The 21,171-nt window shown below is 70.8% G+C and carries 18 protein-coding genes; 3 read left to right on the top strand and 15 right to left on the bottom strand.

Features of this window, described 5'->3' with window-relative positions; all coding sequences use genetic code 11:
• Positions 1–19: 19 nt before the first annotated feature.
• The 12 genes from pssA to ACFY30_RS05915 form a co-directional block, all read right to left on the bottom strand.
• Positions 20–838: a CDP-diacylglycerol--serine O-phosphatidyltransferase gene (gene pssA, locus ACFY30_RS05860; protein WP_390844195.1), complete on the bottom strand. Its 819-nt coding sequence runs from the start codon at positions 836–838 to the stop codon at positions 20–22.
• Positions 839–860: 22 nt separating this feature from the next.
• Positions 861–1,517, bottom strand: coding sequence for a phosphatidylserine decarboxylase (locus tag ACFY30_RS05865; protein ID WP_390658808.1), 657 nt, complete (start codon positions 1,515–1,517; stop codon positions 861–863).
• A 171-nt stretch (positions 1,518–1,688) separates the two neighbouring features.
• Positions 1,689–2,894, bottom strand: a complete 1,206-nt coding sequence (locus ACFY30_RS05870; RefSeq protein ID WP_390843912.1) for an acyl-CoA dehydrogenase family protein — start codon at positions 2,892–2,894, stop codon at positions 1,689–1,691.
• A gap of 3 nt (positions 2,895–2,897) precedes the next feature.
• On the bottom strand, positions 2,898–3,410 hold the full coding sequence (locus tag ACFY30_RS05875) for a MaoC family dehydratase (protein ID WP_390843913.1): 513 nt from the start codon (positions 3,408–3,410) through the stop codon (positions 2,898–2,900).
• Positions 3,411–3,426: 16 nt separating this feature from the next.
• Positions 3,427–4,386, bottom strand: a complete 960-nt coding sequence (locus ACFY30_RS05880) for an HpcH/HpaI aldolase/citrate lyase family protein (protein WP_390843914.1) — start codon at positions 4,384–4,386, stop codon at positions 3,427–3,429.
• Positions 4,383–6,410: a protein meaA gene (locus tag ACFY30_RS05885; RefSeq protein WP_390843915.1), complete on the bottom strand. Its 2,028-nt coding sequence runs from the start codon at positions 6,408–6,410 to the stop codon at positions 4,383–4,385. The genes ACFY30_RS05880 and ACFY30_RS05885 overlap by 4 nt, the downstream gene beginning before the upstream one ends.
• Positions 6,411–6,427: 17 nt before the next feature.
• Positions 6,428–7,771, bottom strand: coding sequence for a crotonyl-CoA carboxylase/reductase (ccrA, locus tag ACFY30_RS05890; protein ID WP_390843916.1), 1,344 nt, complete (start codon positions 7,769–7,771; stop codon positions 6,428–6,430).
• Positions 7,772–8,195: 424 nt separating this feature from the next.
• The gene (locus ACFY30_RS05895) at positions 8,196–9,011 is read right to left on the bottom strand and encodes a TetR family transcriptional regulator (protein WP_390843917.1); all 816 of its coding nucleotides are present in this window, start codon (positions 9,009–9,011) and stop codon (positions 8,196–8,198) included.
• A gap of 184 nt (positions 9,012–9,195) precedes the next feature.
• Positions 9,196–11,001, bottom strand: coding sequence for a 3-hydroxyacyl-CoA dehydrogenase family protein (locus tag ACFY30_RS05900; protein WP_390843918.1), 1,806 nt, complete (start codon positions 10,999–11,001; stop codon positions 9,196–9,198).
• Positions 11,002–11,369: 368 nt separating this feature from the next.
• Positions 11,370–11,972: a hypothetical protein gene (locus ACFY30_RS05905; protein WP_390843919.1), complete on the bottom strand. Its 603-nt coding sequence runs from the start codon at positions 11,970–11,972 to the stop codon at positions 11,370–11,372.
• Positions 11,973–12,102: 130 nt separating this feature from the next.
• Positions 12,103–12,558 carry a hypothetical protein gene (locus ACFY30_RS05910; protein WP_390843920.1) on the bottom strand — a complete coding sequence of 152 codons (456 nt, stop codon included), beginning with the start codon at positions 12,556–12,558 and terminating at the stop codon, positions 12,103–12,105.
• Entirely contained in the window at positions 12,555–13,124 is a 570-nt protein-coding gene (locus tag ACFY30_RS05915; protein WP_390843921.1) for a hypothetical protein, read from the bottom strand. The genes ACFY30_RS05910 and ACFY30_RS05915 overlap by 4 nt, the downstream gene beginning before the upstream one ends.
• A gap of 579 nt (positions 13,125–13,703) precedes the next feature.
• Between ACFY30_RS05915 and ACFY30_RS05920 the strand changes: the two genes are divergently transcribed.
• Positions 13,704–14,279 (top strand): adenylosuccinate lyase, encoded by a 576-nt coding sequence (locus ACFY30_RS05920; RefSeq protein ID WP_390843922.1) that lies wholly within the window; start codon positions 13,704–13,706, stop codon positions 14,277–14,279.
• 174 nt (positions 14,280–14,453) lie between these two features.
• Here ACFY30_RS05920 and ACFY30_RS05925 read toward each other — a convergent pair whose 3' ends face one another.
• From ACFY30_RS05925 to ACFY30_RS05935, 3 genes are all read right to left on the bottom strand, one after another.
• Positions 14,454–14,852: a RidA family protein gene (locus ACFY30_RS05925; protein WP_390843923.1), complete on the bottom strand. Its 399-nt coding sequence runs from the start codon at positions 14,850–14,852 to the stop codon at positions 14,454–14,456.
• A 56-nt stretch (positions 14,853–14,908) separates the two neighbouring features.
• Entirely contained in the window at positions 14,909–16,480 is a 1,572-nt protein-coding gene (locus ACFY30_RS05930; protein WP_390843924.1) for an alpha/beta hydrolase, read from the bottom strand.
• Positions 16,481–16,624: 144 nt separating this feature from the next.
• On the bottom strand, positions 16,625–17,668 hold the full coding sequence (locus tag ACFY30_RS05935) for an Rv2578c family radical SAM protein (protein ID WP_390843925.1): 1,044 nt from the start codon (positions 17,666–17,668) through the stop codon (positions 16,625–16,627).
• Between the two features lie 201 nt (positions 17,669–17,869).
• On the opposite strand from ACFY30_RS05935, the gene ACFY30_RS05940 reads away from it, so the two are divergent.
• Both ACFY30_RS05940 and ACFY30_RS05945 read left to right on the top strand, forming a co-directional pair.
• Positions 17,870–18,313, top strand: coding sequence for an SRPBCC family protein (locus tag ACFY30_RS05940; RefSeq protein ID WP_390843926.1), 444 nt, complete (start codon positions 17,870–17,872; stop codon positions 18,311–18,313).
• Between the two features lie 314 nt (positions 18,314–18,627).
• Positions 18,628–21,132: a SpoIIE family protein phosphatase gene (locus tag ACFY30_RS05945; protein WP_390843927.1), complete on the top strand. Its 2,505-nt coding sequence runs from the start codon at positions 18,628–18,630 to the stop codon at positions 21,130–21,132.
• Positions 21,133–21,171 lie beyond the last annotated feature (39 nt).

The following is a 21,171-nucleotide window of genomic DNA, read 5'->3' on the forward strand; positions in this document are numbered from 1 at the left end:
CCTCTTGCTCGGCGTCGCGCTACGGCAGCTGGGCCGCTCGGGCCTCGCGCCGGTTGTCGCGGAAGTTGTTCACCCGGCGGGCCGTGGCGAACAGCGGGATGACCGCGCCCATGACCAGCTGCAGCGCGCAGCCCGTCTGCAGGAGCAGCTGGCCGCTGGGGGCGTCGAAGGCCCAGGCGGCCAGGAGCCCCATCGACAGCACGATCCAGCACAGCATCGCGCCGGCGAGGCGGCCCCGCGGCTTCGGGTACTCCACCCGGCTCACCATCAGCCAGGCGGTGCCCAGGATCGCCAGCAGGGTGGCCACGAAGGGCAGCTCCAGCAGGACGATCGAGACGACCGTCAGCGCGCCGAACGGCGAGGGCATGCCCTGGAACATGCCGTTCCTCGGGGTGACGCACGAGAAGCGCGCCAGGCGCAGCACCACGGCCAGCAGAACGACGATCGCGCCGACCGCCGCCACCCGCTGGTGCGCGTCGTCGGCGACCATGCCGTAGACGAGGACGAAGTACGCCGGGGCCAGACCGAAGCTGATCAGGTCCGAGAGGTTGTCCAGCTCGGCGCCCATCGGCGAGGAGCGGAGCTTGCGCGCCACCAGGCCGTCGAACAGGTCGAAGACCGCCGCGCAGAGCATCAGGATGACCGCCGTGGCCGCGCTGTGGCGGGCCATGCCGGACTCCTGGCTGCCGGTGAGGTGCGGGATCAGGATCCCGGTGGTGGTGAAGTACACCGCCATGAAGCCGCACGTGGCGTTGCCGAGGGTGAGCGTGTCCGCTATCGACAGACGCAGAGAGAGGGGCATCTCCTCCTCTTCGTCCACCTCGTCGGCCTCGGGCACCCAGCCCGCCTGGGTCTCCGGGTCAATCACGGTCAATGCGAGTCACCCCCGCCACGGTCTTCTGCCCGACCTCGACCGCGACGTCCACGCCCTCGGGCAGGTAGATGTCGACGCGCGAACCGAAGCGGATCAGGCCGATCCGCTCGCCCTGCTCGACCTTCGTGCCCTCAGGGATGTAGGGGACGATACGGCGGGCGACGGCACCGGCGATCTGGATCATCTCGATGTCACCGAGCTCGGTGTCGAAGTGCCAGACGACGCGCTCGTTGTTCTCGCTCTCCTTGTTGAACGCGGGAACGAAGCCGCCGGGGATGTGCTCGACCGACGTCACCGTGCCGGCCAGCGGCGCGCGGTTGACGTGGACGTTGAGCGGGCTCATGAAGATCGCCACCCGGGTGCGTCCGTCCTTCCACGGCATGATGCTCTGCACCACTCCGTCGGCGGGGGAGATGACCCGGCCCGGGGCGATCTCGCGCTCGGGGTCGCGGAAGAACCACAGCATGCCCGCCGCGAGAGCGGTGGCGGGCACGGCGACGGCCTTGGCGACGCCCGAGCGGCGGGCGCGGACCAGGCTGACGGCTGCGGTGGCGACGGTCGGCAGAAGCCACGGCGATGCTCCGCGCGCGAGGCGTGCGCCTACCAGGCGGTCGCGGTGTGCAGAGGTTTGGCTGTGGGGCATGGATGACCTTCGTAGCGGATGATGCCGCGCTTCGACGGGGGGACGGCGGCTTTCCGGCGATCGTAGCGGTTCGGGGGCGCAACTGGGTAAGCCAGGAAGCCGAGTCGACGGCCGAGGGAAGTTGACGGGGTGTGATCTTCTTCTCGAAGAAAACACCCCCAACCCGGACATCTATCCCTGGAACCGATACTCTTCGAGCAGTCGGCGCCCAATGATCATTTTCTGGATTTCGGCGGTACCTTCACCGATCAGCAGCATCGGGGCCTCACGGTAGAGGCGCTCGATCTCGTACTCCTTGGAGAAGCCGTAGCCCCCGTGGATCCGGAAGGCGTCCTCCACGACCTCTTTGCAGTACTCGGAGGCGAGGTACTTCGCCATACCGGCCTCGAGGTCGTTACGTTCGCCGGAGTCCTTTTTGCGTGCCGCGTTCACCATCATGGCATGCGCGGCCTCGACCTTGGTAGCCATCTCGGCGAGCTTGAACTGGATCGCCTGGTGCTGGGCGATCGGCTTGCCGAAAGTGTGACGCTGCTGGGCGTACCGGACGCCCAGTTCGAACGCACGCTGAGCGACGCCGCAGCCACGCGCCGCCACGTTGACCCGGCCCACCTCGACGCCGTCCATCATTTGGTAAAAACCTCGGCCGGTGACCCCTCCGAGCACCCGATCGGCGGGAAGCCGCAGGCCATCCATGATCAGCTCGGTGGTGTCGACGCCCTTGTAACCCATCTTCTCGATCTTGCCCGGGATGGTCAGGCCGGGGCGGACCTCACCGAAGCCGGGCTCCTTCTCGATCAGGAAGGTCGTCATGGACTTGTGGGGCGCCGTGCCCTCGGGGTGTCCTTCGTCACTCCGGACCAGGACGGCCACCAGGGACGACGTGCCGCCGTTCGTCAGCCACATCTTCTGACCGTTCAGGACGTACTCGTCGCCGTCCCTGACCGCCTTCGACGTGATCGCCGAGACGTCCGAGCCCAGGGCCGGCTCCGACATCGAGAACGCGCCGCGGATGTCGCCGGCCGCCATCCGCGGGAGGAAGTGGTCCTTCTGCTCCTGCGTGCCGTGCTGCTTGAGCATGTACGCCACGATGAAGTGCGTGTTGATGATCCCGGAGACCGACATCCAGCCGCGGGCGATCTCCTCGACGCACAGGGCGTACGTCAGGAGCGACTCGCCCAGACCCCCGTACTCCTCGGGGATCATCAGGCCGAACAGACCCAGTTCCTTGAGGCCGTCGACGATCTGCTGGGGGTACTCGTCGCGGTGCTCCAGCTGGGTCGCGACCGGGATGATCTCCTTGTCCACGAAGTCGCGGACGGTGGAGAGGATCTCCTGCTGGACGTCGGTCAGACCGGCGGTCTGGGCGAGACGGGCCATGGCTTACTTCTCCTGCGACTTCAGCTCCGGGCGGCCGGGCTGCTCGCCGCCGCGCTCCTTGATGTACGTCTCGGTCGGCACCATCACCTTGCGGCGGAACACGCAGACCAGCGTGCCGTCCTGCTTGTAGCCCTTGGTCTCGACGTAGACGATGCCGCGGTCGTTCTTCGACTTGGACGGCCACTTGTCGAGCACGGTCGTCTGGCCGTAGACCGTGTCGCCGTGGAAGGTCGGCGCCACGTGCTTGAGCGACTCGATCTCCAGGTTGGCGATCGCCTTGCCGGAGATGTCCGGCACGCTCATGCCGAGCAGCAGCGAGTAGATGTAGTTGCCCACGACGACGTTCTTGCCGAAGTCCGTCGTCTTCTCCGCATAGTTGGTGTCCATGTGGAGCGGGTGGTGGTTCATGGTGAGGAGACAGAACAGGTGGTCGTCGTACTCCGTGACCGTCTTGCCCGGCCAGTGCTTGTACGTCGCCCCGACCTCGAACTCCTCGTAGGTGCGTCCGAACTGCATCGCGCTCAGGGCTCCTCTAGTTGGCGGGGATCTCGAACTTGCTGGTGCGCTGCATGCCGGCGGCGCGGCCCTTGCCGGAGATGACCAGGGCCATCTTGCGGCTGGCCTCGTCGATCATCTCGTCGCCGAGCATCGCGGAGCCCTTCTTGCCGCCCGCCTCGGACGTGTAGTAGTCGTACGCGTCCAGGATCAGCTCGGCGTGGTCGTAGTCCTCCTGGGAGGGCGAGAAGATCTCGTTGGACGCCTCGACCTGGCCCGGGTGCAGCACCCACTTGCCGTCGAAACCGAGGGCGGCGGCGCGCTGGGCGACCGCGCGGTAGCCGTCGATGTTGCGGATCTGCAGGTAGGGGCCGTCGATCGCCTGGAGGTTGTTGGCGCGGGCGGCCATCAGGATCTTCATCAGGATGTAGTGGTAGGCGTCCGCCGGGTAGCCGGGCGGCTGCTCGCCCACGACCAGCGACTTCATGTTGATCGACGCCATGAAGTCGGCCGGGCCGAAGATGATCGTCTCCACGCGCGGGGAGGCCTGCGCGATGGCGTTGACGTTGTTCAGGCCCTGCGCGTTCTCGATCTGCGCCTCGATGCCGATCTTGCCGACCTCGAAGCCCATCGTCTTCTCGATCTGCGTCAGCAGCAGGTCGAGCGCGACGACCTGCTCGGCGGTCTGCACCTTCGGCAGCATGATGCAGTCGAGGTTCTGGCCCGCGCCCTCGACGACGGTCACGACGTCACGGTACGTCCACTCGGTCGTCCAGTCGTTGACACGCACGACGCGCGTCTTGCCCGTCCAGTCGCCCTCGTTGAGGAACTTGACGATGGTGTGCCGCGCCTCGGGCTTGGCGAGCGGCGCGCACGCGTCCTCCAGGTCGAGGAAGACCTGGTCCGCCGGGAGGCCCTGCGCCTTCTCCAGGAAGCGCGGGTTGCTGCCCGGTACCGCGAGACACGAGCGGCGGGGACGCAGACGGTTGACGGTCATGCGGGGACCTCCAGGGGGTCGAGCTTGTTCGCTTTCCGGATCTCGTCGACGATGCGGCCGATGATTCCGGTGATGTCGAAGTCCTTCGGGGTGAACACCGCGGCCACTCCGGCGGCCCTGAGCTGCTCGGCGTCCCCGTTGGGGATGATGCCACCGGCGATCACCGGTATATCTGTGGCACCGGCCACACGCAGCCTTTCGAGCACGTCGGGGACCAGTTGCGCGTGCGAGCCGGAGAGGATCGACAGCCCCACCGCGTGCACGTCCTCGGCGAGCGCCGCGTCCACGATCTGCTCGGGCGTCAGCCGGATGCCCTGGTAGACCACCTCGAAGCCGGCGTCCCGCGCGCGTACGGCGATCTGCTCGGCGCCGTTGGAGTGCCCGTCCAGGCCGGGCTTGCCGACCAGGAAGCGCAGCTTGCCCACGCCGAGGTCCTTGGCCGTCACCTCCACCTTGCGGCGGACGTCGGCCATGGCCGACCCCTCCTCCGCCGGAACCGCGACCGGCGCCGAGGAGACCCCCGTGGGGGCGCGGAACTCGCCGAACACCTCGCGCAGGGCCCCGGCCCACTCGCCGGTCGTGACCCCGGCGCGGGCGCACTCCAGGGTGGCCTCCATGAGGTTGTCGGTGCCCTTGGCGGCCTCCTTCAGCCGCTCCAGCGCCTTGCAGGGGCGCGGGTGGTTGAAGGGCGGCTGGTAGCGGGTGTCGCGCCAGTGCCGGAGCGAGGCGACGACCCGGGCCTCGACGGCCGGGTCGACCGTCTGGATGGCGGTGTCGAGATCGGCGGTGAGCGGATTGGGCTCGGTCGTCTCGAAGATGTTGACGCCGACGATCTTCTCCTGCCCGGACTCGATACGGGCCCGGCGCTCGGCGTGCGAGGAGACCAGCTGCGACTTGAGGTAGCCGGACTCGACGGCGGCCATCGCGCCGCCCATCTCCTGGATCCGGTCGATCTCCGCGAGGGACTCCTCGACCAGCTTGCTCACCTTCGCCTCGACGACGTGCGAGCCTTCGAAGATGTCCTCGTACTCCAGCAGGTCGCTCTCGTGGGCGAGCACCTGCTGGATGCGCAGCGACCACTGCTGGTCCCAGGGGCGGGGCAGGCCCAGGGCCTCGTTCCACGCCGGGAGCTGCACGGCACGCGCGCGTGCGTCCTTGGAGAGCGTGACGGCCAGCATCTCCAGCACGATCCGCTGGACGTTGTTCTCCGGCTGCGCCTCGGTCAGACCGAGCGAGTTGACCTGGACGCCGTACCGGAAGCGGCGCTGCTTGGGGTCCTCGATGCCGTACCGCTCGCGGGTGATCCGGTCCCAGATGCGGCCGAAGGCGCGCATCTTGCACATCTCCTCGATGAAGCGGACGCCCGCGTTCACGAAGAAGGAGATCCGGGCGACCACGTCACCGAACTTCTCGGCCGGCACCTGGCCGGAGTCGCGGACGGCGTCCAGCACCGCGATGGCGGTGGACATCGCGTACGCGATCTCCTGGACCGGCGTGGCGCCCGCCTCCTGCAGGTGGTAGCTGCAGATGTTGATCGGGTTCCACTTCGGGATGTGGGAGACCGTGTACGCGATCATGTCCGTCGTCAGCCGGAGCGAGGGCCCCGGCGGGAACACGTGCGTGCCCCGGGAGAGGTACTCCTTGACGATGTCGTTCTGGGTCGTGCCCTGGAGCCGGCTGATGTCGGCGCCCTGCTCCTCCGCGACGACCTGGTAGAGCGCCAGCAGCCACATGGCGGTGGCGTTGATGGTCATCGAGGTGTTCATCTGCTCCAGGGGGATGTCCTGGAACAGCCTGCGCATGTCACCGAGGTGCGCGACCGGCACACCGACCCGGCCGACCTCGCCGCGGGCGAGGACGTGGTCGGAGTCGTAGCCGGTCTGCGTGGGCAGGTCGAACGCCACCGACAGGCCCGTCTGCCCCTTGGCGAGGTTGCGCCGGTACAGCTCGTTGGACGCCTCGGCCGTGGAGTGACCGGCGTACGTGCGCATGAGCCACGGCCGGTCCTTCTGACGCTCAGTCATCTATGACCTCGGGTGTCTCAGATGTTGCGGAAGCGGTTGATGGCGTCGATGTGCTGGGCGCGCTTCTCCTCGTCGCGCACACCCAGGCCCTCCTCGGGGGCCAGGCACAGCACGCCGACCTTGCCCTGGTGGAGGTTGCGGTGCACGTCGTAGGCGGCCTGGCCGGTCTCCTCCAGGGAGTAGACCTTCGACAGGGTGGGGTGGATCTTGCCCTTCGCGATGAGCCGGTTGGCCTCCCAGGCCTCGCGGTAGTTGGCGAAGTGCGAGCCGATGATCCGCTTCAGCGACATCCACAGGTAGCGGTTGTCGTACTCGTGCATGTAGCCCGAGGTCGAGGCGCAGGTGGTGATGGTGCCGCCCTTGCGGGTGACGAAGACGCTCGCGCCGAAGGTCTCGCGGCCGGGGTGCTCGAAGACGATGTCGATGTCCTCGCCGCCGGTCAGCTCGCGGATGCGCTTGCCGAAGCGCTTCCACTCCTTCGGGTCCTGGGTGTTCTCGTCCTTCCAGAACTTGTAGCCCTCGGCGTTGCGGTCGATGATCGCCTCGGCGCCCATCGAGCGGCAGATGTCCGCCTTCTGGTCGCTGGAGACGACACAGATCGGGTTGGCGCCGCCGGCCAGCGCGAACTGGGTGGCGTACGAGCCGAGTCCGCCGCTCGCGCCCCAGATCAGGACGTTGTCGCCCTGCTTCATGCCGGCGCCGTTGCGGGAGACCAGCTGCCGGTAGGCGGTGGAGTTGACCAGGCCGGGGGCGGCGGCCTCCTCCCACGACAGGTGACCGGGCTTCGGCATCAGCTGGTTGGACTTGACCAGCGCGATCTCGGCGAGGCCGCCGAAGTTGGTCTCGAAGCCCCAGATGCGCTGCTCGGGGTCGAGCATGGTGTCGTTGTGGCCGTCCGACGACTCCAGTTCGACGCTGAGGCAGTGCGCGACGACCTCGTCACCGGGCTTCCAGGCGTTGACGCCGGGACCGGTGCGCAGGACGACGCCCGCGAGGTCGGAGCCGATGATGTGGTACGGCAGGTCGTGCCGCTTGGTGAGCTCGCTGAGGCGGCCGTAGCGCTCCAGGAAGCCGAACGTGGACAGCGGCTCGAAGATCGAGGTCCACACGGAGTTGTAGTTGACCGAGGAGGCCATGACGGCCACCAGGGCCTCGCCCGGGCCGAGCTCGGGCAGCGGGACCTCGTCGAGGTGGATCGACTTGCGCGGGTCCTTGTCGCGGGTCGCGAGACCCGCGAACATCTCGGTCTCGTCCTTGTGCACGGTGATCGCGCGGTACGACTCGGGGAGCGGCAGGGCGGCGAAGTCGGCCGGCGTCGATTCCGGCGACTGGATCGCGTCCAGGATGTCCTTCACGGTCACGGTGATGCCTCCGGCGGTGAGCGCCCTGAGGGCGGGGCGCTGAGGGTTACGTCGGTGCTGCTGAGGGTTTGCGGGAAGGTGCCGTCGGTTCGGCGGTGGTGCTGTTCGGCAGCGCTTTGTGGCGCGGGAGGTTGCCTGTGACGCAGGCGTCCGGGCGCGCGAGCCGTCGGCTTGCGGGGACAGCCGGCGTACGTATGGTCTCTGCACGCCGGCCGCCCGGACTCCTTCAACGTATGACACCGCGTGTCACCCCGCAAGGCACTGAGTGCCAGAACTTCCTCTCAGCTGAAATCTTTACGTAACACATGAGCGATGATCGATCGAACGGCCGCTGAAATCCGCGCGAAAAGGGGCTCTGACATGCCAAAACGGCCACCCGGTGGGGTGGCCGTCATCACAGGGGCCGGGCTGCGGGAGAGGAGGCTCAGCGCTCCTTCAGCGCCTGCTCGATGGTGCGCATGACCTCGTCCAGCGGGGCGTCGGTGCGGGCGACCGTCACCAGCACCTCGCCCTGGGCGGAGACCGCCGCGGGGACCTGCTTCGCGGGGGCGGCGCCGCTTCGTCCGGCGCCGATGCCGGTGCCGAAGGTCCGGCGGACGATCGCGAAGGCGTGGTCGAGCTGTGCCTCGACGTCGCCCTGGCCGCCGGCCCGCAGCCAGCGCCGCAGCACGTGGTTGTGGGCGGTGACCACGGCGGAGGCGGCGACCTCGGCGAGCAGCGGGTCGTCGTTGGCGTCGTCGTCGTGCGCGTGCTCGTCGAAGTGGCCGAGCAGGTAGCGGGTGAACAGCCGCTCGTAGCGGGCCACCGAGGCGATCTCCGCCTCGCGCAGGGTGGGCACCTCACGCGTCAGCTTGTAGCGGGCGACCGAGATCTCCGGGCGGCCCGCGTACATCTTCATGACCTCCTTGATGCCGCGGCACACGGTGTCGAGGGGGTGCTCGTGCGCCGGGGCCGCGTTGAGGACGGCCTCGGCGCGGATCAGGGTGTCGTCGTGGTCGGGGAAGATGGCCTCTTCCTTGGAACGGAAGTGGCGGAAGAAGGTGCGGCGTGCGACGCCGGCCGCGGCCGCGATCTCGTCGACGGTGGTCGCCTCGTACCCCTTCGTCGCGAACAGCTCCATGGCCGCGGCCGCCAGTTCGCGGCGCATCCTGAGCCGTTGGGCGGCCGCGCGGCCGCCCGCGGCACTCTCCGGCGCGTCGGGCGTGGCTGGTGTACGTGGGGACCTGGCGGGCTGGGACATGACCCGAACGTACTGCATGTGCGCAGCTCGATGCGCAGGTCCGGGGTTTCCCCCGCCCGGCAGGGGCGGGGGACCGCCGGGCCGGACCGGGGGGAGACGCCCCGGCCGGGCGGGTGCCTGATGCCCGCCCGGGTCCAGCAGCCCGCCCCAGTCCCGGTCCCCTTCGAACCCGTCGCCGGCGCCGTCAGCGGCGGGCATATTCGCGGAAGCCGCGGCCGGTCTTGCGGCCGAGGCAGCCCGCGGCCACCAGGTGCTCCAGGAGCGGGGCCGGGGCGAGACCCGGGTCGCGGAACTCGCGGTGCAGGACCTTCTCGATGGCGAGGGAGACGTCGAGCCCGACGACGTCCAGCAGCTCGAACGGGCCCATCGGGTAGCCGCCGCCCAGCTTCATGGCGGCGTCGATGTCGTCGAGGGAGGCGTAGTGCTCCTGCACCATCTTGATCGCGTTGTTGAGGTACGGGAACAGCAGGGCGTTCACGATGAAGCCCGCACGGTCCCCGCAGTCGACGGCGTGCTTCCTGATCCGTCCGCACACCTCGTGGACCGTCGCGTGGACGTCCTCGGCCGTCAGCACGGTACGGACGACCTCGACCAGCTTCATGGCCGGCGCCGGGTTGAAGAAGTGCATCCCGATGACGTCCTGCGGGCGAGAGGTGGCGCGGGCGCAGGCGACGACCGGCAGCGACGAGGTGGTGGTGGCCAGGACGGCACCCGGCTTGCACACCTTGTCCAGCGTCGCGAACAGCTGCTGCTTGATCTCCAGGTCCTCGGCGACCGCCTCGACGGCCAGATCGACGTCGGCGAAGGAGTCGTAGCCGCCGGCCGGGGTGATCCGCTCCAGGGTCTGAGCGGCGGCCTCGGCGGTCATCCGGCCCTTGTCGACGGACCGGGCGAGCGACTTGCCGATGCGGGCCTTCGCCGTCTGCGCCTTCTCCTCGCTGCGGGCGGCCAGGACGACGTCGTAGCCCGCCTTGGCGAACACCTCGGCGATACCGGAGGCCATGGTGCCGGAACCGGCGACACCGACGCTGCGGACCTCGCGCCCCGGCGTCCCGGTCCCGCCGGAGACGGGCGTCAGCGCGTCCGGGACGACCGTCGCGCTGCCCGGCGCCTCGTACGTGTAGAAGCCGCGGCCCGCCTTGCGACCCGTCAGGCCCGCCTCGCTGAGCTGCTTGAGGATCGGGGCGGGGGCGTGCAGCCGGTCACGGGACTCGGCGTACATGGCCTCCAGGACCGTACGGGCCGTGTCGACGCCGATCAGGTCGAGCAGGGCGAGCGGACCCATCGGCAGGCCGCAGCCGAGCCGCATCGCGGCGTCGATGTCCTCGCGGGAGGCGTACCGCGCCTCGTACATCGCGGCGGCCTGGTTGAGGTAGCCGAACAGCAGCCCGTCCGCGACGAACCCGGGGCGGTCGCCGACCGCGACGGGCTCCTTGCCGAGGTCGAGGGCGAGGTTGGTGACGGCGGTGACGGCGGCCGGCGCGGTCAGCACCGAGGAGACCACCTCGACCAGCTTCATCGCGGGCGCCGGGTTGAAGAAGTGCAGGCCCAGCACCCGCTCCGGGCGCGCCGACTCGGCGGCGAGCCGGGTGACCGACAGGGCGTTGGTGCCGGTCGCGAGGATCGTGTCCGGCCGCACGATCCCGTCCAGCTCACGGAAGATCGGCTGCTTGATCTCGTACGACTCCGGGGCCACCTCGATCACCAGGTCGGCGTCGGCCGCCGCGCGCAGGTCGGTGGAGGTGCGGACCCGGGCGAGGGCGTCGGCGCGCTCCTCCTCGGTCAGCCGGCCGCGCTGCACGGCGCGGGCGGTGGAGGCCTCCAGGGCGGCGAGCGACCGCGCCGCCTGGGCCTCGCTGATGTCGATGCCGATCACCTCGCGGCCGGCCTTGGCCAGGACCTCGGTGATGCCGGTGCCCATGGTGCCGAGGCCGACGACGGCGATCGTCCGGAGCGGGGACAGAGGGGTGTCGGACAGGGGAGTGGCCATCGCGGGACTCCAGAGAAAGAGGGTGACGACTGGGAACGCCCCCAGGTGCGCCGGAAAGCCTCTGCGAGGCCCGGGCGCACCGGGTGCGGAAGGAGTGCGGGTGTTGCCGGGCTACTGGCGCACACGCCCGGTGCCGCTCGCCGCGGGCGCGCACACGCCCACCGGACGAACGGGAATCCGACCGGCCCTGTCCCGGGACCGGGTCGTACATCGGTACCAGGTACCGAACCGACTGCTCTCGCGGAGGCTGCGTCACCAGGCCGCCGCGAGGGATGAGCGAGTGGGTGACTCGCTCGTATGAGCTTAACCGGTGGGTAACGAGCGCGCCAGCCCTCGGAAGTGTGACCTGTTCCGCACGGGCGCGCGCGTCAGGGGCCGCCGTCCGAGGGGTCCCTGCGGCGGAGGTGGAGGAGGATGGGGACGCCGGCGGCGACCCCGGTCATGCACACACCCGCCAGCGCCAGGAACCCGTTGGCGAGCGGGGAGTGGTCCAGCATCTGGTGGACGCCCAGGGCGACACAGGTGAGGGAGGCGGTGGCCAGCAGGGCGAGGACGGCCCCGAGGGCGAGCGTCCGGCGCGCGGGGCGCACCGCCGGGCGGCCGGACGCCGGGCCGGGTCCCTCCCCGGGGGCGGGGGCGGGGGCGGGGGCGGGGGCAGGGGCGGACGCGGGAACGGGTGCGGGGGCGGCGTCGGGTTCGGACGCGGGCCCGAGTGTGCGGACGGTGTCGGAGCCGGGTGCGGGTGCGGATCCGGGTGCGGGGGCGGCGTCGGGTTCGGACGCGGGGCCGGGCGCGGGTGTGGTGCGGGACGCGGGCGGGGTGTCCGTGTCGGTGTCCGGTTCGGGCGCGGGGCCGGAGTCCGCCCCGGTGTACGGGCCGGTCTCGGGTGTCGTACGGGCGTGGGGTATTCCCGCCCTCGTCGCGTTGCTGCATCTCGCGACGGTCTGCCGGGGAGTGCCGTGGGTCGCCATCGTCGTGCTCTCTGTTCTCGCGGCGGGCCGTGGGTGGTGCGGGGTGCGCCGGAGACCGCCGCCCCGCGGCCGTGGCCCGTGGGCCGGGGCCGGGAGCGGCGGCTCCGTCATGACGTCGGACGGCCGGCGGCTATGCGCCGGCCGACGACGCCACGATGGTCCGCCCGCCCCGGGTGGGCGGGCTCATGGTGTGGTCCGGGAAGCGGGAGCGGCCGTCGTGAGCACGGTGCTCGCGCCCCTCGGTGTCGGCGTCGTCGCCGGTGCGTCCCGCGCCCGGGCCGGTCGCGGGACGGATGCTCTCCCCGTGGAGCAGCCGGTCCAGGACCAGGCGGACGACCGCCCCGCGCGGAAGATGGCGCAGTGCGAGCAGCGCGCGTCGCGTGGCGGACGTGCCGTGGCCGGTGTCGAAGTACAGCGGCGACGTCCAGGGAGCCCGGCCGGGATCGCCCCCGGCTGCCCGGCGCCGGATCTCCGCCTCGATGTCCTCGAAGTACCGGGCGTCGTTCTCCCGCCACTCCTCGCAAGTGGGCGGAGCGGCATGATCGATGAGACGCGCCTTGCGGCGGTGAGCCGTCACATGGGTCATTCCTTGTCCTTTCTTCTCTCGATCTCTATGTCGAAGAAGCTCGTCTGCAGCTCCTCCACGGAGACCCCGGCGCGCGTCAAGAGGAATCTGGCCCGTGTCATGAGCTTGCTGGTCCAGCCCTCGGAGCGGTCCAGCAGCTCGGCGGTCCGGACGTTGGTCCAGCCCAGGTGGGCTATGGCCCGGAAGACGGCCCGCTCCTTGCGCGGCAGACCGTCGACCGCGACCAGCCACGGGAGGAGTTCCTCGTCCAGTTCGCCGAGCCGGGGGCCGTACAGGGAGACGAGCGGGACCAGGTGCACCTCGTACGGGCCTGAACCGTCCCGTACGCGCTTCATCCCGTCCGCCGCGAGCTGCATGCTCGCGTCCATCAGCCGCTCGTACGTCTCCTCGACGCTCGTGCCGGCAGGCAGCCGGGGCAGGGTCACGGTGAAGGCCTCCATGGTGACGGCCGTGATGTTGCAACGCGGGTCGTCGTAGGTCTCGAACGTGTCGAGCCGCACCTTGTGGAACAGACCGCGCATCAGTTCCCCGTAGGAGGACGGATCGAATGGCGGGGGAGAACTCATCTGGTCAAGGCCCTTCGGACAAGACGACGGCGCCGCCGGGCGCCTCGGTGCAGGAGCCCAGCGGCCCCGCATCGACGGCACCCATCATCAGGGAGGAGGCCGTCGACCCTTTCCTGTCGATTCCGACGTCCATCTGACGGCTCATTACTTATCAGTAGCAACGCTTTTGATCGTTCCTGCTCGGACCACCGCTCATGGCTGTGGTTGCTGCGGAGATGTGCCAACAGCAGGCGCTTCCTGTGCTGTCGGGTGCGTCATCGTACTGACGGGGGCGGTCAGCCCTTTCCGCCTCGAAAGTTCACTCATGCGAACTAATGTGCTTCGAAAATCGGCCGAACATGACCGTCGCTGAACGAAGTTGACGCCGAGGATGCTTCCTCTGCTCGTGGTCCATGACATTGCTGCACGTCGCTGAGGGGGAGGGGATCGCGCGGAGGGGTGCCGCGGCCCTGGAGAGGAACGGGCGCGCGTACACCGGAGGCGCATTCGAATCCGTCGCCAGTGCGCTGGTTGTGCTTCCAAGCGCCGCTGCGCGCCGCCCGGTCCCCGGGGTGTGTCCCAGCCCCTACCCTCGAGGGCATGGACGAAGAGTTGCGATCACTCACGGAGCGCTTACGGCGGGAGTCGGGTGGCACGGCCGCGTTCGAACGGCTCGCGGCCACCGAGGACCGCGACGAACTGGCGGACGTGCTCACCGAGTCGGGGCAGCCGCTGTGGGCCCGGGAGCTGGCCGCCTTCCGGCTGGGGCTCGCCGGGGACCCGCGGGCGTTCGAGGCGCTCGTGCTGCTGCTCAACCACCGCGATCCGCCGCGCTGCGCCTCCGCCGCCCACGCCCTGGCCCGCCTCGGCGATCCCCGCACCGCACGCGCCGCCGCCGCGCTGGCCACCAACGAACTGCGCGTCGCCTACGCCCTGCACCCCGTCCGGCTCCTGGTGCGGCTGCGCGCGCCCGAGGCGGTGCCCGCGCTGATCACCACGCTCCGGCGCCGGCTCACCCCGCACGACCCCTACCGACGGGTGGCCCTGGCCTGCGTGGAGGGGCTCGGCTCGCTCGGCGACGACCGTGCCCGGCCCGTGCTGAACGAGGCCCTCGCGCATCCCGCGCTCGCCGAGGCCGCCGTGCACGCGCTGGCGCGGATTCCCCGCCAGCGGTAGGCGGCCGGCGGGACCGGCGGGACGTGAGGCGCCAGGCCGTCACACTGCCAGACCGGCCATCCGGCACACCGTCAGGCCGTCAAACTGGCAGGCCGTCAAGATGTCAGGCCATCAGACTGTCAGGCCCTCACCAAGACGCTTCCTTGACGGAACAGCGCTCTGTGCCGCCCGGGGTCACGCCCCGAGGACCGCGAACGCCTCGATCTCCATCAGGAACTCCGGGCGGACCAGCGCGGCCACCTGGACGGCCGAGGCGGCCGGGAGGCGGTCGTCGGGTATGTGGGCGGCGCGGGCCGCGCGGATCGCGGGCATGTGGGCCATGTCCGTGACGAAGTAGGTCAGTTTGACGACGTCGTCGAAGCCGGCGCCCGCCGCGGCGAGGCAGCGCCGCAGGTTCTCGAAGACCTGACGGGCCTGCGCCCGCGGGTCCCCCTCGCCGACCAGCGCGCCGTGCTCGTCGAGAGGGAGCTGACCGGAGATCGCCACGAAACGGCCGGAGCCCATGACCACGTGCGCGTACTGGGCCGCGGGGGCGACCCCGTCGGGGGCGGGGATCCTGGTCGGTTCGCTCATGGGTCCATGGTGGACCACGGGTCCGACAACGCCCCCGACGGGCCCGGCGCCCGCGCTCAGCCGCGGAAGCCCAGCAGGCCGTGCAGGGCCGAGCCGCGGGCCGTGCGCGCGGTGGCCTTCGAGGTCGGCGGCTTCGGATCGGGCTGCGCCTCGCACACCGCGTCGACCGGGCCGGTGCCGCGCGGGACCGTGCCGTCGGTCAGATACGCCGCCAGGTGCTTGTCGAGGCAGCTGTTGCCGCTCAGCGTGACGCCGTGGTTCCCGCCGCCCTGTTCGACCACGAAGCTGGAGCCCCGCAGCAGCGCGTGGACCAGCGCGCCGCCCTCGTACGGGGTGGCCGCGTCGTTCGTCGCCTGGAAGAGCAGGGCCGGCGGCAGCGCCCCGTTGGCGATGTTCACCGGGCCCCGCGACCTGGTCGGCCAGAACGCGCACGGCGCGTTGTACCAGGCGTTGTTCCAGGCCATGAACGGCGCCTTCCGGTACGCCGCCCAGTTGTCCGAACGCCACGTGTCCCAGTCGCGCGGCCAGAGCGCGTCACGGCACTGCACCGAGGTGTAGACGCTGTAGCCGTTGTCCCCCGAGGCGTCCACGGCGGCGTAGTCCTCGTAGGCCCGCACCAGCGGATCGGCCTTCCCGTCGTTCACGTACGCCGCGAACGCCTTGGCGAGATGGGGCCAGTAGCCGTCGTAGTAGCCGCCGGGCAGGAAGGTGTCCTCCAGCTCCGCGGCGCCCACCTTGCCGCCGGCCGGCTTCCTGGCGAGCGCCGCCCGCATCGCGTACCACGCGGCCTCGACCTTCTCCGGGTCGCTGCCGAGCCGGTACGTCTCGTGGTACTTGGCGATCCACGCCATCAGGGCGCGGTGGCGGTCGTTGAAGGCGACGTCCTGCGTGAGGTTGGCCTCGTACCAGACGCCCGTGGGGTCGACGATCGAGTCCAGGACCAGGCGCCGCACCCGCTGCGGGTACAGCTTGGCGTAGACCGCGCCGAGGTAGGTGCCGTACGAGTAGCCGAAGTAGTTCAGCCTGGGCGCGCCGGTGGCGGCGCGGATCGCGTCCATGTCGCGCACCGCGCTGACCGTGTCGATGAACGGCAGCACGTGCGCGTACTTCTTGCCGCACGCCTCGGCGAAGGCCCGTGCCCGCTCCAGGTTCGCCTTCTCGGCCGCCTCGGTGGCCGGCACGGAGTCCGGGCGCACGGGCCCGAAGTGGCCGGGCCTGCAGTCCAGGGCCGGTGTGCTCCTGCCCACCCCGCGCGGGTCGAAGCCGATGACGTCGTACTGGGCGGCCACCGCCTTCGGCAGCGACGACGCGACGAATCCGGCGAGGGACAGTCCCCGGCCGCCGGGCCCGCCGGGGTTGACCAGCAGCGGCCCCTGGTAGGTCCGCGCGGTGTGCGGGACGCGCGACAGCGCCAGGGTGATCTGCTCCCCGCCGGGGGTGTCGTGGTCGAGCGGCACCTTCAGGGACGCGCACTGCAGCGTCGGCTGGTCGGTGGTGGCGCACGTCTTCCAGTCGAGCTTCGCCGTCGCGGCGGCCGCGGGCGCGGGGGTCGCGCCCGCCGGTACGGCCGTGACGGTCCCGGCCAGGACGACGGCGGTGGCGCACAGCAGGGCCGCGCGTGGGTTCAAGGAGTCCTCCCAGGACGGAGGGGGCCGGAGGTGGCCGGGCCGCGTGGCTCACGGCCCTCGCGGCATCGTCCCGGAAAGATCGTCCGGACATACGTGTTGCGGTGAGAGTTGACCCGATCGGGCGCCGGATGCGCTCGAACGCGCTCAGATCAGGGTGAGCTGGGTCGGCCCGGACGGGGCGGGTTCCTCCGCCTGCTCCGTCGGCCGGATCCGGCGGGGCATCCCGGCGCGCGCGGGCCCGATGCCGTACTCCTGCGCCAGTTCGTGCACCTGACGGGTGATCCGGCGCTGGTACCACTTGGGGGCGTAGGAGCCGTCCGCGTACAGCCGCTCGTAACGGCGCACCAGGTGCGGGTGGTGCTGTCCCAGCCAGGCCATGAACCACTCGCGGGCGCCTGGGCGCAGATGCAGCACGAGCGGGGTGACGGAGGTGGCCCCCGCCGCGGCCGTCGCCCGCACGGTGGCCCGCAGCTGGGCCGGTTCGTCGGAGAGGAACGGGATCACCGGCGCCATCAGCACGCCGACGCCGATGCCGTGCCCGGTGAGGGTCCGTACGACGTCCAGGCGCCGCTCGGGGGCCGGGGTGCCCGGCTCCACGGTGCGCCACAGCGCGGTGTCGGTGAAGCCGACCGAGACGGAGATCCCGACGTCGGTCACCTCGGCGGCCTGCTTCAGCAGGTCGAGGTCGCGCAGGATCAGGGTGCCCTTGGTCAGGATCGAGAAGGGGTTGGCCCGGTCGCGCAGGGCGGACAGGATGCCCGGCATCAGCCGGTAGCGGCCCTCCGCGCGCTGGTAGCAGTCGACGTTCGTGCCCATCGCCACGTGATCGCCGTGCCAGCGGGGCGAGGCGAGCTGGCGGCGCAGCACCTCCGGCGCGTTCACCTTGACCACGATCTGGGTGTCGAAGCCGATCCCGGTGTCGAGGTCCAGATAGCTGTGGGTCTTGCGGGCGAAGCAGTACACGCACGCGTGCGTGCAGCCACGGTAGGGGTTCACCGTCCATTCGAACGGCATCCGGGAGGCGCCCGGCACCCGGTTGAGGACCGAGCGGGCCCGGACCTCGTGGAAGGTGATCCCGGCGAACTCCGGCGTGTCGAACGTCCGGGTCGTGACCGCGTCCGCGCCGAACAGCGCGGCGTCCGACGCCCGGTCGTGGCGGGACTCCAGGGCGAGGTTCTCCCAGCGCATGACGCCTCCTCGGTAGCACTGAGCCCCACAATAGAACATGTGTTCCCATGATCGTGCGCGTGCGCTTCTGCCTCGGCGTTTCGAGCGTCTTCCGACCGCTTCCGCGCCCCCGATTTGGGCGGCCGTGGAGCGGGGTGGTTGGCTTGCCTCGCCCGAGCACACCCTGAGCAACCCTGAGCAACACGGACCTGGAGGAACTTCATGGCGCAGGTCGAGGCCACCACCGAGCGGGTCGTCGCTGCGGACCCCGACAAGGTGTTCGACACGCTCGCCGACTACAGCGGCACGCGCGCGAGCCTGCTGCCCGAGCACTTCAGCGAGTACGAGGTGCGCGAGGGCGGCGACGGCGAGGGCACCCTCGTCCACTGGAAGCTCCAGGCCACCAGCAAGCGCGTCCGCGACTGCCTCCTGGAGGTCACCGAGCCGACCGACGGCGAACTCGTCGAGAAGGACCGCAACTCCTCCATGGTCACCGTCTGGCGCGTCACCCCGGCCGGCGAGGGCGCGTCCCGTGTCGTCGTCACCACCACCTGGCAGGGCGCCGGCGGTATCGGCGGCTTCTTCGAGAGGACCTTCGCCCCCAAGGGCCTCGGCCGTATCTACGACGAGATCCTCGACAAGCTCGCCGCCGAGGTCGAGAAGTAGTCCCGGTGGCCTGACCTCCGGGTCCGCCGACCCCCTTCACCGGTTCGAGTGGCTCCCCCGGCGACCGGTACGGCGCCGCGGCCCGTCGCGTCTGCCCGTGTCCCCCCGCTTCCCGCGGGGAGCGCGCGGCAGGTGCGACGAGGGGGACGCGCGGCACGGCCACGAGGACCGGAAGGGCACCGCGGCGCACGGCGTACCCCGGAGCGCGCCGGTGAAACCAATTCCAGGATTGCCGCACATCCCGAGCGGTACGCGCCGTACGGTTGGTGCTGCGGACAGATCTTGCACAGCTCTGGGGAGAGAGGGCCTGGGCCATGGACCGTGGCACCGACAGGGACGCACCTCCCGGCCGCGGAGCGGGCAGTGGGGCGGCGGACGACGCCGCCGGCGCCGGGCGCATGCCACTGGCCGTGGTCGTCGTCGACCGCGACGGCCTCGTCTCCCACTGGAGCACCGGCGCACGCCGGCTCTTCGGCGTCGCCAAGGAGGAGGCGATCGGTGCACCCGCCATCGACCTGCTCCCCGTCTCCGGCGCCCTCCCCGAGCCCGACGACGACCTTCCGCACGGCTCGTACGGTGAGTTCGGGGCCTACGACGGACTGGGCCCCGGCCTGGAGTCCTCCCTCGACCGCGGACTGAGCTACCCGGCCGCCGGACGCGCCCGCCTCACCGTTCCGGACCGGGACCGCCACCGGGTCGACGTCCTGTGGTGGGCCTACCCCCTCGTCGGACCGGGCCGTGAGCGGCTGCTCGTCCTCGCCGCCGACGCCGCCACCCTGCACCGGGAACAGCCGGCGACATCCTCGGACCCGCTCGCCGTCGAACGCATCGCGCCCGGCTTCGCCCTGCACACCGACTTCCCCGGCGCCGAGGAACTCGCCCGCAGACTGCCCGAGATCCTGCCCAGCATGAGCGTCGGCGAGAGCGCCCGCATCGTCGCCCAGGTCCTCGAACTCGGCTACCCCGTACTGGAGTTCAGTCAGAACGACCGGGTGCCGGTCACCCCCGACTGGGGCGTGGCCCGGCGCGCCGAGCGCAAGGCCCGTCGTGAGCGGGCCGTCCGCGCCGCCGCCGAGGGACTGCCCGTCACGCCGGAGCTCGCCGACGACCGCGAGGACCTCGAGTACGCCGCCGTGCGCGAGCGCCTGGAGTTCCTCAACGAGGTCAGCGGCAGGATCGGCACCTCCCTGGACCTCTCCCGCACGATCACCGAGGTCAGCAAGGCCGTCGTCCCCCGCTTCACCGACGTCGCCGGCACCTATCTGCGCGAACAGGTCGTCGCCGGCGAGGGATTCGCGGAAGGCGTACCCGACACCACGACCATGTGGCACCGGGTGGCGGTCGAGCACACCGACGAACCCGGCCGCTGGGACGACGTCGTCCCGGTCGGCGAGGCCATGCCCTTTCCGGCCCACACCCCGTTCTTCCAGTGCATGACCACCGGCGAACCCGTCCTCGTGCCGCGCATCAGCGAGCAGATGGGCCACGCCATCGCCTCGCAGTTCGAGAAACGCGACATCCGGCCCCTCATCACCGGCCGCTCCATGCTCGTCGTCCCGCTGAAGGCCCGGAACGTCGTCCTCGGCTTCATGATCCTGCTGCGCCACCCCGAGCGCGCCGAGTTCAACGACATGGACCGGGTCACCGGCGCCGAACTCGCCGCCCGCGCCGGCCTCGTGCTCGACAACGCGCGCATGTACACCTACCAGGAGAGCGTCGCCGAGACCCTCCAGGACAGCATGCTGCCGCACATCCCGCCGCGCATGGCGGGCTGCGACATCGCCACCCGCTACCTGCCCGGCACCCTGCTCGGGCGGGTCGGCGGCGACTGGTTCGACTCCGTGAAACTCCCCGGCGCACGCACCGCCCTCGTCGTCGGCGACGTCATGGGCCACGGCCTCAACTCCGCCGCGATGATGGGCCAGTTGAGAACGGCCGTGCAGACCATGGCCGCCCTCGACCTGCCGCCCGCCCAACTCCTGCGCAACCTCGACGACCTGGCGCAACGGCTCGGCGACACCTACCTCGCCACCTGCCTGTACGCCGTCTACGACCCCATCGCGAGCGAACTCCACCTCGCCAACGCGGGCCACATCCCCCCGGTGCTGGTCCGCGCCGTCGACGGCCGCAGCGAACTGCTCGACCTGCCCACCGGGGCGCCCATCGGAGTGGGCGGGGTGCCCTTCGAGGCGGTACGCGTACGCGTGGAACCCGGCGACCGGCTGGTGATGTGCACCGACGGCCTGGTGGAGGTGCGCGGCGAGGACATCGGGGCGGGCCTGGCGACCCTGTGCGAGTCCGCCGCGCATCCGGCCGCCTCCATGGACGACGCCTGTGACACCATCATCCGCGCCCTCGCCGCGACGTTCTCGAAGGCGGGCCGCGGTGGCCGCAAGGACGACGTGGCCCTGCTCATGGCCCGCCTCAACGGCATCGAGCCCGACGACGTGGCCGAGTGGCGCTTCCGCCTCGACCCGGCCGAGGCCGCCCGGGCCCGCGCGGCGGTCCGCGAACAACTCCACGACTGGGGCCTGGCGAAACTCGCGTACACCGCCGAACTGATGGTGAGCGAACTCGTCACCAACGCCCTGCGGCACTCCCACCGGCAGCCCGTCACCCTGCGGCTGGTGCGCGGGGAGACGCTGCTGTGCGAGGTGGACGACGACGACCACGAACTGCCGACCCTGCTGAGCGCCGGGCCCGAGGACGAGACCGGGCGGGGCCTGCGGGTGGTGAGCACGCTGGCCAGGGAGTGGGGGACCAGCCGCACGGGCGCCGGGAAGTCGGTGTGGTTCGAACTCACGCTGCCGCGGCGCTGAGCGGCCCCGAAGGGCCTCACGGACACCGGTTCCCGCGCC

The sequence above is a fragment of the Streptomyces sp. NPDC000345 genome (genome assembly GCF_042898825.1).
In the GTDB taxonomy this organism is placed as follows: domain Bacteria; phylum Actinomycetota; class Actinomycetes; order Streptomycetales; family Streptomycetaceae; genus Streptomyces.